Source organism: Kurthia zopfii (assembly GCF_003143955.1).
GTDB lineage: Bacteria > Bacillota > Bacilli > Bacillales_A > Planococcaceae > Kurthia > Kurthia zopfii.
Genome location: NZ_QFVS01000015.1, coordinates 46,255 through 59,099 on the forward strand (window position 1 = coordinate 46,255; position 12,845 = coordinate 59,099).

At 37.8% G+C, this 12,845-nt stretch carries 14 protein-coding genes; 10 read left to right on the forward strand and 4 right to left on the reverse strand.

The features are described from left to right. Positions 1 to 46: 46 nt before the first annotated feature. Entirely contained in the window at positions 47 to 943 is an 897-nt protein-coding gene (locus DF281_RS07150; protein WP_109349569.1) for a TIGR01777 family oxidoreductase, read from the reverse strand. Between the two features lie 123 nt (positions 944 to 1,066). Here DF281_RS07150 and recX point away from each other — a divergent pair, with 123 nt between their 5' ends. Genes recX through DF281_RS07165 form a run of 3 tightly spaced genes read left to right on the forward strand, consistent with a single transcriptional unit; the run spans position 1,067 to position 2,445 of the window. Next, positions 1,067 to 1,870 (forward strand): recombination regulator RecX, encoded by an 804-nt coding sequence (recX, locus tag DF281_RS07155; RefSeq protein WP_109349570.1) that lies wholly within the window; start codon positions 1,067 to 1,069, stop codon positions 1,868 to 1,870. Further along, on the forward strand, positions 1,870 to 2,196 hold the full coding sequence (locus tag DF281_RS07160) for a YfhH family protein (protein ID WP_232026009.1): 327 nt from the start codon (positions 1,870 to 1,872) through the stop codon (positions 2,194 to 2,196). Before recX ends, DF281_RS07160 begins: the two co-directional genes overlap by 1 nt. Then, positions 2,197 to 2,445 carry a YfhJ family protein gene (locus DF281_RS07165; RefSeq protein ID WP_109349571.1) on the forward strand — a complete coding sequence of 83 codons (249 nt, stop codon included), beginning with the start codon at positions 2,197 to 2,199 and terminating at the stop codon, positions 2,443 to 2,445. A gap of 51 nt (positions 2,446 to 2,496) precedes the next feature. Here the strand turns inward: DF281_RS07165 and DF281_RS07170 are convergent, their stop codons facing one another. Then, positions 2,497 to 3,486, reverse strand: a complete 990-nt coding sequence (locus tag DF281_RS07170) for a metal-dependent hydrolase (protein WP_109349572.1) — start codon at positions 3,484 to 3,486, stop codon at positions 2,497 to 2,499. Between the two features lie 110 nt (positions 3,487 to 3,596). Between DF281_RS07170 and mutY the strand changes: the two genes are divergently transcribed. From mutY to DF281_RS07185, 3 genes are all read left to right on the forward strand, one after another. Beyond that, positions 3,597 to 4,652: an A/G-specific adenine glycosylase gene (gene mutY, locus DF281_RS07175; protein WP_109349573.1), complete on the forward strand. Its 1,056-nt coding sequence runs from the start codon at positions 3,597 to 3,599 to the stop codon at positions 4,650 to 4,652. A gap of 139 nt (positions 4,653 to 4,791) precedes the next feature. Next, entirely contained in the window at positions 4,792 to 5,337 is a 546-nt protein-coding gene (gene ntdP, locus DF281_RS07180) for a nucleoside tri-diphosphate phosphatase (protein ID WP_109349574.1), read from the forward strand. A 74-nt stretch (positions 5,338 to 5,411) separates the two neighbouring features. Then, positions 5,412 to 7,157, forward strand: coding sequence for an ABC transporter ATP-binding protein (locus DF281_RS07185; protein WP_109349575.1), 1,746 nt, complete (start codon positions 5,412 to 5,414; stop codon positions 7,155 to 7,157). Between the two features lie 766 nt (positions 7,158 to 7,923). On the opposite strand, the gene DF281_RS07190 is transcribed toward DF281_RS07185, so the two are convergent. Then, positions 7,924 to 9,015: an FUSC family protein gene (locus tag DF281_RS07190; RefSeq protein WP_109349576.1), complete on the reverse strand. Its 1,092-nt coding sequence runs from the start codon at positions 9,013 to 9,015 to the stop codon at positions 7,924 to 7,926. Between the two features lie 157 nt (positions 9,016 to 9,172). On the opposite strand from DF281_RS07190, the gene bcp reads away from it, so the two are divergent. The 3 genes from bcp (at position 9,173) to perR (ending at position 11,158) form a co-directional block, all read left to right on the forward strand. Beyond that, entirely contained in the window at positions 9,173 to 9,646 is a 474-nt protein-coding gene (gene bcp / locus DF281_RS07195; protein ID WP_109349577.1) for a thioredoxin-dependent thiol peroxidase, read from the forward strand. Then, on the forward strand, positions 9,643 to 10,587 hold the full coding sequence (locus tag DF281_RS07200; RefSeq protein ID WP_109349578.1) for a D-2-hydroxyacid dehydrogenase: 945 nt from the start codon (positions 9,643 to 9,645) through the stop codon (positions 10,585 to 10,587). The genes bcp and DF281_RS07200 overlap by 4 nt, the downstream gene beginning before the upstream one ends. 142 nt (positions 10,588 to 10,729) lie before the next feature. Beyond that, positions 10,730 to 11,158, forward strand: coding sequence for a peroxide-responsive transcriptional repressor PerR (gene perR / locus DF281_RS07205; RefSeq protein ID WP_172461974.1), 429 nt, complete (start codon positions 10,730 to 10,732; stop codon positions 11,156 to 11,158). 49 nt (positions 11,159 to 11,207) lie between these two features. Here the strand turns inward: perR and DF281_RS07210 are convergent, their stop codons facing one another. Beyond that, the gene (locus DF281_RS07210; RefSeq protein ID WP_109349580.1) at positions 11,208 to 11,570 is read right to left on the reverse strand and encodes a YgzB family protein; all 363 of its coding nucleotides are present in this window, start codon (positions 11,568 to 11,570) and stop codon (positions 11,208 to 11,210) included. Between the two features lie 92 nt (positions 11,571 to 11,662). Here DF281_RS07210 and DF281_RS07215 point away from each other — a divergent pair, with 92 nt between their 5' ends. Beyond that, positions 11,663 to 12,526, forward strand: coding sequence for a nucleotidyltransferase-like protein (locus tag DF281_RS07215; RefSeq protein WP_338084918.1), 864 nt, complete (start codon positions 11,663 to 11,665; stop codon positions 12,524 to 12,526). The last annotated feature ends 319 nt before the right edge of the window (positions 12,527 to 12,845 follow it).

A 12,845-nucleotide genomic window follows, 5' to 3' on the forward strand; every position in this document is an offset into this window, starting at 1 on the left:
AATCATTTCTTCATTATAACGAACGTAGCGCTTGAATAATAGTCCATTAGAAAAGATTCACTAATGCGTCTTTTATTTTCGGGTAATTAAATTCGAATCCATGCTCAATTAGTTTGGTCGGTAGCACGCGTTGACCTTCTAATACCATGATGCTTTTTTCGCCAAGTGCAACTTTTAAAAGTGGTGAAGGTGTCGGGAACCAATGTGGTTTATGCAGTACTTGGCCGATTGTTTGACCAAGTTGTTTCATGCGAATAGGATTCGGTGATGTCACATTTACAGGTCCCTTAATAGTAGAATCATGAATGACGAAATCAATTGCCTTCACAACATCATCGATATGCACCCATGAAACCCATTGAATACCAGAGCCTAAATTGCCCCCTGCGTAAAATTTATAAGGGAGTGCCATCATCGGTAATGCACCGCCATCTTCCCCGAGAATGACACCGAATCGAGTTTGAACTGAACGAACGCCAAATTCTTCTGCTTTTTTCGCGAGATGTTCCCATTTCTGTACAGTATCACCGAGAAAGTCATTTGCGAAAATGGTTGATGATTCATCATAAACTGCTCTTTCTGAAATTGGATAAATTCCAACAGCACTCGCATTAATATATACTTTTGGCTTCGTATGTAGCTGGTCGATTATGTTCAAAACTTCCTTCGTTGTCTTCACGCGGCTTTGCACAATTTTTTCTTTTTGCGAGTCTGTCCAACGTCCTTCATTTAAAGAAGTTCCAGCTAAGTTAATAAAAGCATCCGCATCTTCAAGGCAATCTAATGTTTGTTGTGGAGTGGGCGACCATTGAAGGTGTTTAATAGAACCTTCCAAATGTGATGGTTTGCGCGAGAGAATCAAGACTTCATGTTTTTGCGCGGTGAAAAACGCTGTTAATCGCTGTCCTAAAAATCCGCTACCACCTGCAATAATGATTTTCATAATATGAACCCCTTTCTACGTCTCTTTTTAATAATTGTACCCTTTATCGAGTAGAAACATGCAATGATTGCTATAGGTTGTCCTCGCTAAAAGATGTATAATGGAGAAATGGAGGTGATTGAAATGGCACAGGTCATTACGAAAATTACTCGTCAAAAAAGGAATGAAGAGCGCTATAATATTTTTCTCGATGAAAAGTATGCGTTTAGTGTCGATGAATCAATCATCATCCAGTATGGTCTTACGAAAGGGAAGATATTGGACGAGATGGTTGTTGGCGAAATTACTTTTGACGATGAAGTATCGAAAGCGTACAATCGAGGCCTATCTTATTTAAGTTTTCAAATGCGAAGTGAACATGAGATTCAGCAGAAATTGCTAAAAGAAGAGTACGGTGAAGCGGTAATTGCGGAAGCGATTCAGAAATTAATCCGAATTGGCTTGTTAGATGATCAAATGTATTCAAAAGCTTTAGCTGATACTAAAAAGAAAACTTCCAAAAAAGGTCCTAGAGCAATTATTCAGGATTTGAAGCAGAAGGGGATTGCCCCGAAACTGCAACAGGAAATGTTGGATGATTTCTCTGAAGAAGAGCAGTTAGAGATGGCATTGGATCTTGCAGAAAAGAAAGTAAGACAAGAGAAGAATAAAACGCCGAATCAAGTGAAGCAGAAAATCCAAGAATTTCTTATGCGAAAAGGCTATGATTTTTCAATCATTCAACAAGTCGTTCCAAAACTTGAGTTAGAGAAGCAAGAGGATGAATGGACGGAAATGATTGAGGTTCAAGGAGATAAGCAGTGGCGTAAATATAGCCAGAAATATTCAGGCTATGATTTGAAGATGAGAATGAAGCAATCACTTTATCAAAAGGGTTTTCCTGCTGAAGTGATTGATCAATATATAGAGATGAAGGAGCAAGAATAATGGAGAAGAAATATAGTGAGATGACACCAACTGAACTACGAGACTTAGTCGCTGTACTTCGTGAAAAAGCGAGACGCGCAGAGCAATTAGGTATTATCAATGAATTTGCAGTTTATGAACGTAAAGCATTGTTAGCGCAGGCTTTCTTATTAAACCCAGATGACTTTATTCCGGGAGAATTATACCGTATCCAAGGGGATCCAGGTATGTTCTTTAAAATCGATTATTTAAAAGGTGTTTACGCATGGGGCTACCGTCTAGGTGGTACGCAGCAAATTGAAGCGATTCCGATTTCAATGCTCGTAGACGTGAAGGAGGCTTTCTAAGTGGAAGAAAGAATTGTAGAACTTGCAGAATTATTACAACAGTCGAATGATCAACTTTCTGCTGAAAAAGCGAAGACTTGGGTTGAATTACTATGGTCGGATTTTGAAGCAACTTATGCGAGAGCAGGCTACACTTACAAAGGTGCCGAATTAACAGAGAAAATGATACGCCAATGGATTGAAAGTTACGGCGCTACATTACATGAATTTGTCGCACGTAATCCAAAATATGCGGATTTATTAAAATAAAAAAAAGAGCTGTTTCCACTTCGATTGATGAAGTAGAAACAGCTCTTTTGATTATAATAATTTACGATCTTCTTCTAATTTTGTTTGTAATTTTTCTTCAGAGAAAATCCAACCGGTATAGGAATTTACGATTTCCAATGTCGGGCTAATTTGTGCAACCGCCACGAATGGATAGCGGTTATTACTGCGGTAGCGTAAATCAATTAGGCGAACTTCGGTAAGGTCGTTTTCGATTTCTCGCATTTCTACACGATAGATTGGCGAGAATGAAAGGAAACTTTTGAAATTATCATCTTCTGTCGCTTTATTGAAAATCGGATTGTCAGGCAGCGGTTCGATTTCAAATTTATCTAATAATGTGATCGAGCGACCATACGCTCTTCCGACAAAGTGATGCGTTGTTGAATTGGCTGCTACTCGATATTGGAAGAAGTAGCGAGTTGGTGAAAGATAGATTTCTGTCGCATCTGGAATCGTATTTTGCACCGCTTGCTTGACTGCTCCATGAAGCCAAATTCTTATGATATAGTAAATGACGAGAATACCATATAAAATGGACATCGTAATAACTGGATTTGCGCCGAAAGCCCAAATCATAATCGCGATGACATGAAGGCCGAAAATAATCGGATCAAATGTATTGATGATGCCGAGCGCAACCCATTTTTTAGAGAACGGCCGTAAAGCTTGCGTTCCATAAGCATTGAATATATCTACGAAGACGTGCAATGCTACTGCAAAAAATGACCAAAGCCATAAATGGAGTGCGTTGGCGTCTGAAATGAAAAATGATAAAACGAGTGTAATGAGAATCGGCCAAATGATGACGGCAGGAATCGAATGCGTGATTCCACGGTGATGTCGAATGTAAACGGCATTATTTCTTAATTTTAAGACGGTATCAATGTCCGGTGCTTGTGAACCTAGGATGACTCCTGTAATAACTGCGGTGGCAGTAGCAGTACTACTTGCGACAGCAGGATCCACAAACGTCAATCCGCCAATTGCAATACCCATAACTAAGTGTGTCCCAGTATCCATAATGTCAACTCCTTAGCGAAATCGCTATAATCATTACTTCGGGTATAGCCATCGTTTTTATGATATGTTTATACCCTGTTTATTACTATTTTAAATCGAGGAGGCCCTCTGTGTCTTATAAATATGAAAAAGAATTTCGACAAAATTTAGTCGAATGGTTCGAAAATGAAAAAAGAGATTTACCGTGGCGCAAAACGAAAGACCCTTATAAAATCTGGGTGTCGGAAGTAATGCTACAACAAACACGTGTAGACACGGTCATTCCTTACTACGAAAATTTTTTAGAAAAGTTCCCAACAGTGCAACACCTAGCAGATGCTGAAGAAGAATTCTTATTGAAGCAGTGGGAAGGTCTTGGCTACTACTCTCGCGTGCGCAATCTACAAGCCGGTGTGCGAGAAGTTGTGGAAACTTATAATTCTATTGTACCTAAAACGCGTAAAGAAATCTCGACATTGAAAGGTGTCGGTCCCTATACAGCTGGAGCGGTATTGAGTATCGCTTATGGCGTACCCGAACATGCCGTTGATGGCAATGTCATGCGTGTTCTTAGTCGAGTTCTTCTATTAGAAGATGATATCGCACAACCGAAGTCGAAGAAAGTATTCGAAAAAGCGGTGATGGATCTAATCGATGTGAAGAAGCCATCCGAATTTAATCAAGGATTGATGGAACTTGGTGCGCTCGTATGTACGCCAACTTCTCCAAAATGTTTGCTCTGCCCTGTGCGTGATTATTGTGGCGCATTTGCTGAAGGTAGAACGACCGAACTGCCGATTAAAACGAAGAAAACGAAAGTGAAAAAATTAAGCTATGATGTTTTCGTCGTTGAAAATGAAGAAGGTAAACTTCTATTAGAGAAACGTCCCGAAACAGGTTTGCTCGCAAATATGTGGCAGTTCCCGATGATTGAACAAGCTGCTGAATACGCATCGACTGTTGAGTTATCTAAATCTTATCAAATTGAGTTAGGTGGTCAAAGTGAATTGCCTTCACTCAAGCATATCTTTTCTCATATTGTGTGGAATTTGAATAGTTTCTATATAAAAGGGGAATCTACTAAAGGTGACTGGTTCACTTTAGAACAGATTGCTGAATTGCCTTTACCAGTGCCAATGCAAAAAATATTACATTCATATAAAATTGAACGTTGTAAAATCGATTAATCGTATTTGGAAAAAACCGAGTCAATGTACATTTTTTAGCTAAACGAAACATTTTTGCTACACGTTTTTTCTTTACATTGTTATAATGTTACAAAGAACTTTTATTTAAAGACTACGTTTCACAAAGGTGGGCTAGATGATGGCAATTCCAATTGAAGGGGAAATTGTACAAATACATAGCTACAAGCATAACGGTCATATTCATCGTGTATGGCAGGAAACGATGGTTCTCAAAAGTACGCCTAAAATTATTATTGGCGCAAACGAGCGAACTTTAGTGACTGAATCGGACGGCAGAACTTGGCTAACGAGAGAGCCTTCGATTACTTATTTCCATACGGAGCTGTGGTTTAATATTATTTGTATGTTGCGTGAAGATGGCGTTTATTACTACTGTAATATGAGTTCGCCGTTTGTATTTGACAATAATGCGATTAAATATATTGATTATGATTTAGATGTGAAGGTATTTCCGGATATGTCTTATACTTTGCTTGATGAAGATGAGTATGAGCAGCATAAGGAAGAAATGGAGTATCCTCCTGTAATCGATCGTATTTTAAAAGCGAATGTAAACAAATTAATTAGTTGGATTCAACAAAGAAGAGGTCCATTTGCGCCAGATTTTATTGAAGCATGGACGAGTCGACATCGCTTGTATAAAGAGATGCACAATCCAGAATAGAGCGAATTAATAAACCAGGAATGGCTTCATACGCTATTTCTGGTTTTTATTCCGAATGAGAGGGAGTGAATGTTTTGGAAAGTATGAAAAGATATATGCAATTTGTTTGGCCTTATAAATGGGACATAGTCATTGCATTCTTCCTAGGAATCGTGAAATTTATGATTCCTCTATCAATACCTTTCATTATTCAAATTATTATTGATGATATTATTAACAATGATAAATTAACACCAGATGTAAAAACTTCGCAATTATTTATGTGGTTAGGTGTGATGGCGTTTGTATTCTTTATTTTACGTCCGCCAATCGAGTATTATCGTCAATATTTTGCACAAAGAATAAGTAACCGTGTGTTATATGATATTCGTACAAATATGTATGCCCATTTACAAAAACTTGGTTTGAAATTCTATTCGAATAATCGAGTAGGTGATGTCATATCTCGTACGATCAATGATGTGGAGCAGACGAAGGAATTCGTTGTGACTGGGTTGATGAATGTATGGATTGACCTTGTGACGGTATTTATCGCAATCGGCATTATGTTATATATGGATGTGAAATTAACATTAGTAACATTAATTGCACTACCGTTTTATATTGTCAGCGTGAAATTCTTCTTTACGAAACTACGATTTTTATCAAAAGAAAGATCTCGCGCGCTTGCAGGTGTTCAAAGTTATTTACATGAACGTGTGCAAGGGATGAGTGTTATTAAAAGTTTTACACTTGAAAAGCATGAGCAAGGCATTTTTAAAGAAGCGAATGGTAATTTCTTAGAGAAGGCTTTGGATCAAACCCGTTGGAATGCGAAAACTTTCATGGTCGTCAATACGATTACGGGTATTGCACCGGTAGCGGTAGTTGGATACGCGGGTTATCAAGTAATTCATGGCAATGTAACGGTAGGGGTTTTAGCAGCGTTTATCGGATATATCGATAGTTTATACAATCCGTTACGTCGTTTAGTCAATTCTTCAACTACTTTAACGCAGGCGGTTGCTTCAATGGATCGTATGTTTGATTTATTTGATGAGGAATATGATATTAATGATCGTAATGATGCGAAGTTACTTTCGAATGTGAAAGGGAAGGTTCAGTTTGATGATGTTGTCTTCCGTTACGATGATGAAGGGCGAAATGTATTAAATCATATTCAATTTACGATTGAGCCTGGACAAACAGCTGCTTTCGTAGGAATGAGTGGTGGCGGTAAATCGACGATCATTAGTTTAATTCCTCGTTTCTATGATGTCATCGAAGGGGCAATTCGTATCGATGATCAAGATGTGCGTGATACGACGATTCAGTCTTTACGTCATAATATCGGGATCGTCCAACAGGATAATGTGTTATTCAGTGATTCGATCCGAGAAAATATTATGATGGGGAATCCGAATGCGAGTGAGGAAGAAGTAATCGCTGCTGCAAAAGCTGCAAATGCGCATGACTTTATTTCTGAATTCCCGAATGGTTACGATACATTAGTTGGTGAGCGTGGCGTGAAATTGTCTGGTGGTCAGAAGCAGCGTGTAGCGATCGCGCGTGTATTCTTGAAAAATCCGCCAATCTTAATTTTAGATGAGGCAACGTCTGCTTTAGATTTAGAGAGTGAAGCGTTAATCCAAGAGTCACTCGATCGACTGGCTCATAATCGTACAACTTTAATCGTGGCGCATCGTCTGTCTACAATTACACATGCAGATAAGATTATGTTAATCGATCATGGTGAGTTAAAAGAGAGCGGTACTCATCAGGAGTTGATGGGGCAGCGTGGTCTTTACCATGACTTATTCCAGGTTCAGGTGTTGGATTAGGTTTGGGAGAGATAGAGGTAAGAGCGAAAAGAGATAAAAAAGAGATAAGAGATAAAAAAGAGATAAGAGATAGAAAAGAGATAAGAGATAGAGATAGAGAAACTTAAAAGATTTATAAGATAAAAGAAATAAATATTTAGGGTGAGTGGAATGGGGTTTAGTGTTTCACTCATCTTTTTTGTTTTGGATCAATGGTGATTGTAGTTGAAAGAAATAGCGATGACTCCTGCCGAAAAACAAGTGTGAAGCAATCCTTTCTTTCCACCTAAAGTGGAAAGAAATAGTGCGGCACTTGTCGGCGGAAAGCATTCGTTATTTCTGGAATCTAGGAATAAAAGATAAGGGCAAGGAAAAAAGCTGAAATCAGATGATTTCAGCTTTTTGTGTGGGTTATTTGCGAGAAGGGCGTTCTTCTCAAGGTAAGTGTGGTCTAGCTTTCTTCTCGGGTTTTGGTGTCTAGCTTGTTCCACTACTCTCTTTGAGTCACTTCGAAAACTCGGGGAAAAGTGGTGGGGCTTTTACTTTTCCTTCGTTTCCTCCAGTGCTCTCGAGAGTCCCGAGTGGAAACGCTTTTCGAGTTTACTTTTCCTTCGAATTTTCCAGATTTTCCGCATATGGGCGAGCGTTTTGCGCTTTTCTATCGGTGTCTAGCTCCGGTGGCTTATCTCTTTGAGTCACTTCGAAAACTCGGGGGAAAGTGGTGGAACGTTTACTTTCCCTTCGTTTTCTGCAGTGCTCTCGAGATAAACGAGCCACCTCCGCCTTTCTATATTACTTCTTCATTCTTCTCTTTAAACTTCTCTCCTGGGTGGTGCTGCAAAAACGATGTGATCAGCGTGTCAAGGTGTTCAAGGTTCTCTTCGTAATCGAGTATTCTAGATAGAATGTGGAGTAGGTGATAGCTTGAGAATTCTTCTTGGCTTTCCGCTGCGTGTTCAAGCACTATGTGTTTCGCAAAGATGTCCATGACTTCGTTTCTTTGTAAAAATTCTTCTTCACCAATCCATGTCGTATGCTCTGCTTTTAATTTACCTGTATATTTCAGTAAGAGTTGTTCGTGGTAGGTTAATAAAAAGTCGAGTCTTTCTTGAATCATGATGTGGAATTTCTCTGGTAGTTGCGATAGTTCATTTTCATGTAGGTGTAGTCGGTTCAATACTTCAATACTTTTCGTCATAGTAATAAGCATCTGTCTGTATACGACTAACTTTCTTTGTTTCACATTTCTAGATTTCTTCGTGTATCCGCGTTCTTCTTTGAATAATTTGTACAATCCGTTCACGCGTTCAAATTGTTGGCGTAATCTGCGAAGTGATTGTTTTGTTGATGTATGCTCGGATGCTTGGCGTACAGCAAGTCGTATCCATTTGATAATGTCGGTTTGAAGATATTTAATCGATGTAAAAAGTCGTTCTTCATACTTGGGTGGTAGGAAAATTAAATTAATAATAAATGCAGCTAACACACCGACCATTACTGTAGCAAATCGTAAAATTGCAAATTCAATGAAATCACCTTGTTGGAATTCCATTATGACAATTACGGTTACGAGTGCTAATGAGATACTGTTCTCTAATTTGAATTTCATCATGATTAACAGTGTTACGATAACAGCTAATCCAACAACTACATACGAGTGGCCAAATGCTGAACCGAATATAACAGCGATCAATGCTCCGATGATGTTACCTTGTACTTGCTCAATAATTGTTTTGTATGAGCGATAAATAGATGGCTGTAATGCAAAAATTGCTGCGATTCCTGCAAATATTGGTGCGGGTAACTGGAACCAATATGCTAAGTAAAATGCAAAGACAATTGCAACGCCGGTTTTTATGATGCGGGCACCTAATTTCATTTGAAATGGGCTACCTCTCTTTCTTTCGATATGGTCGTACTGTAACGCATATAGGTGCAATGGTCAACTATATCTCAATTGTATTAAATAATACATGATATTACCAAATATATTGTTACAATGGAGAAGACGAAATAATACTTGGAGGGATGCAATTATGAAACAATTAGAAGGTTTACAGGCTCCGGAATTCTCTTTATTGAATGAAAAAGGGGAAATGGTGTCGTTAAGTGATTATAAAGGAAAGAAAAATGTCATTCTCTATTTTTATCCGAAAGACATGACGCCAGGTTGTACAACTGAAGCTTGTGATTTTGCTTCTGCTCATGAAGATTTTTCAGATTTAGATGCAGTAATTTTAGGTGTAAGTCCAGATTCAGAGGCGCGTCATACGAAATTCATCGACAAGTACGAGCTGCCATTTTCTTTATTAGTCGATACAGAGTTAGAAGCGGCTAAGGCTTATGATGTTTGGCAATTGAAAAAGAATTTCGGCAAAGAGTATATGGGCATCGTGCGTTCTACTTTCTTAATTAATAAAGAAGGTATTGTTCAAAAAGAATGGCGCAATGTTCGCGTGAAGGATCATGTAGCAAATGTTGCGAAGGAATTAAGAGGTGAAGAGGTATGATTTATTTCACTTTTGATCCAAGACCAGATTTGAAAAATGACCTACTTTCTTCTATTAGAGAGGAGAAATTTGAATTCACACGCCAAGTAGATGTCGAATTACTAAAACAGGCGGAGATTTTAGTGACATATGGTGAAGATCTAACTGTGGAGCATCTTCCATTTATGAACGATTTGAAGTGGATTTTCGTCGCTTCAGCTGGTATTGAGAAAATGCCTTTGAAAGAGTTGAAAGAAAAGGGAATCGCAGTATCAAATGTGCGTGGTATTCACAAAACGCCTATGGCTGAATCGGTTCTTGCACATATTTTAACTGCGTATCGTTCTTTGAAAACAATTTACAAAGAAGAAGAGCAGAAAAATTGGAATAAGAAAGTTCCTTCAAAAGAGTTATTCGGTTCCACTGCGATTATTTTAGGGCCTGGTGCAATCGGTGGAGAGATTGGTCGTCTATTACAAGCTTTCCATGTGAAAACAATCGGTTGCAACCGTTCAGGTAAGAAAGCGGATTTCATGGATGACATGATTTCATTTGACGGTTTACTAAATGCATTGCCAGAAGCGGACATCGTTATTTCGGTGCTACCGAGTACAGAGGAGACGAAGAACTTGATCACTGCTGAACATTTCAAAGCAATGAAGAATGATGCGATGTTCATGAACTTTGGTCGAGGTAGTTTAGTTGCGACGGATGTGTTAATAGAAGCTTTGGAAAATGGGGAAGTCGGTTCGATTGTATGTGATGTGTTTGAGGAGGAGCCATTGCCTGCTCACTCGGCATTGTGGAACTTCGAGCAAATGACTGTGTCACCACACGTATCAAGCCACTCCTCTCGTTATTTAGAGAGAAGTTTTGACATCTTTAAACGCAATATGAAGATTTATAAAAATGGTGATTTGGCTAACTTAGAGAACCTTGTGAATTTAGAAGCGGGTTACTAATTTTCAATAACTGCCACATATTCTCAAATAGCCAAGCTAATTCTTGAGATTAGTTGATAGAAGTTGACATATAGCGTACTATTTAGATACACTAATTATAACGATTATAAAATAAGAACTTTTATGAAAGAGGTGCATGGCGATGTCTGAAATGCAATTAGAAAATGCGCTAGACACGCTCAAAAAAACAGGCGTTAGGATTACTCCGCAGCGTCATGCGATATTAGAGTATTTAATAGAATCTATGTCACATCCAACTGCTGATGAAATTTATAAATCTTTAGAATCTAAATTTCCTAACATGAGTGTTGCGACAGTTTACAATAACTTACGTGTATTTAAAGAGTCAGGTTTAGTACAGGAACTTACTTACGGTGATAATGCGAGTCGTTTTGATTTCATTACGAGCAAGCATTACCATACGATTTGCCAATCTTGTGGTAAGATCGTTGACTTCCATTATCCTGGACTTGATGAAATTGAGAAATTCACAGAACATGTTACGGGATTCAAGGTAAACTCACACCGTTTAGAAATTTATGGTGTTTGTCCTGATTGCCAAAGCAAATAAAAAAACTCTACTCGAAACGAATTCGGGTAGAGCTTTTTATTTATATGTCTTATTCTTGATGTTGTGTCTTCGATTTATTATTATAAGATTGGTCAAACTCTTTTCCTATTAATGCAGGATCGAGTGTTAGTGGTTCATTACAGTACATGCACATATCTACACGACCCAATACTTTCGTATGTTTTTGGCAACTAGGGCATTCAACAACGACTGCTCGAGTTGAAAGAAATCCAATCCATCCATATACGACAGTACTTAGTAATATACAAAGTACGCCCAGTGTCATAAAGAGAATAACTAACCATTGGTGCTCTCGGAAGAAGATAGCTCCATACATGACAATAAATCCAATAAAGATTAAGGATAATGCAAATGACCGTATTTTATTAATTTTATTCTTATATGGCTTCATAATGTAACCTCCTAATCTGTAATTTACTATATCATATAAAAATGTAAAAAATGTACAAAAGTCGTTTATTTTTAAAATATAGAGGAGGAATTATGATGGAGCATATACTACGTCCGATTTACCAAGAAAGAGCAAGTGATCCGAATACTTTGGGGGCAATTTTAGTAGAGAAATTAGATGACATTAGCCCAACAACTGACAATATAGATTCGATTTTATTAATTCTCGTGTCAGATGCAAAGAAGCCGGTCTTCACGAAACACTACACATATGAACAAAAACACGCTGCAATGCATATTGTGACAGAGAAGCAATTGCGTAAATGGCTACTATTAGGAACGAACAAAAAAATTATTAGTTGGTTAGTTGATGGTCGAGTGATTTTTGATCGTAATGAATTTGTTTCTTCATTAAGAGAAGAAATGAAGAATACAAAAGATGAAGGTCGCAACATTAAGATGGGAATTGAATTTGCTAAATTGATTCGTCGCTATCAAGAAGCCAAAGTGAGCTTTGATCAAAAGGATTATTTAGATGGCATGATTCAAACGATGGAGTCACTTACTCATTTAGCGCGTCTATCTATTATAGAAGCAGGTGTGTATCCAGAAACGAAAGTATGGGAGCAAGTGCGTTTTTACAATGCGCAAATTTATGATCTATATGAATCGTTTATTATGAGTACCGAGGAGTTGTATGGTAGAATAGAAAATGCGTTTCAAGCAATCGATTCATTAATAGAAGCGTATCGTGATGAATGCAGCAAGCATATTGTTGGGGTAATGAGCGGTCGTGAGCGTTGGACGATCCAGCAACTACATGAACAAGAAGAAATCAAAAATTACTCAATTAACTTAGAAGTATTTATTGAATACTTAATTGAGAAAGGTTATATTGATATAGAACGTGTTGCGACAAAGTCACTTCATGTCGACCATCGATATTACAGAGTCTAAATTCTTTTTAAAAAACTTTAAAAAGTGTGTTGACTTTCATATGAATACTATTGTATTATATTAATTGTCGATAAGACATCGCAACAAAACAATCAAACATCAAACAAATTCGAGTTTAAAACTTTTTCAAAAAAAGTTGTTGACAAGGAAATGGAGAGATGTTAAGATATTAAATGTCGCTAACGAGTGACGAACATGAACCTTGAAAACTAAACAAGCAAGAAGTTAATCACAATAAAGTCTTATCACTTAGTGGTAAGCAATTGTTATCATAGATAACGCTAGCAAAGCAAATGAGCTTTCAAACACTTTTTATGGA

Bases quoted from the DNA above. Each gene is read 5' to 3' on its own strand.
- DF281_RS07150 (WP_109349569.1), bottom strand. From the start codon at position 943: ATGAAAATCATTATTGCAGGTGGTAGCGGATTTTTAGGACAGCGATTA.
- recX (WP_109349570.1), top strand. From the start codon at position 1,067: ATGGCACAGGTCATTACGAAAATTACTCGTCAAAAAAGGAATGAAGAG.
- DF281_RS07160 (WP_232026009.1), top strand. From the start codon at position 1,870: ATGGAGAAGAAATATAGTGAGATGACACCAACTGAACTACGAGACTTA.
- DF281_RS07170 (WP_109349572.1), bottom strand. From the start codon at position 3,486: ATGGATACTGGGACACACTTAGTTATGGGTATTGCAATTGGCGGATTG.
- ntdP (WP_109349574.1), top strand. From the start codon at position 4,792: ATGGCAATTCCAATTGAAGGGGAAATTGTACAAATACATAGCTACAAG.
- DF281_RS07190 (WP_109349576.1), bottom strand. From the start codon at position 9,015: ATGAAATTAGGTGCCCGCATCATAAAAACCGGCGTTGCAATTGTCTTT.
- bcp (WP_109349577.1), top strand. From the start codon at position 9,173: ATGAAACAATTAGAAGGTTTACAGGCTCCGGAATTCTCTTTATTGAAT.
- DF281_RS07200 (WP_109349578.1), top strand. From the start codon at position 9,643: ATGATTTATTTCACTTTTGATCCAAGACCAGATTTGAAAAATGACCTA.
- perR (WP_172461974.1), top strand. From the start codon at position 10,730: ATGTCTGAAATGCAATTAGAAAATGCGCTAGACACGCTCAAAAAAACA.
- DF281_RS07210 (WP_109349580.1), bottom strand. From the start codon at position 11,570: ATGAAGCCATATAAGAATAAAATTAATAAAATACGGTCATTTGCATTA.
- DF281_RS07215 (WP_338084918.1), top strand. From the start codon at position 11,663: ATGATGGAGCATATACTACGTCCGATTTACCAAGAAAGAGCAAGTGAT.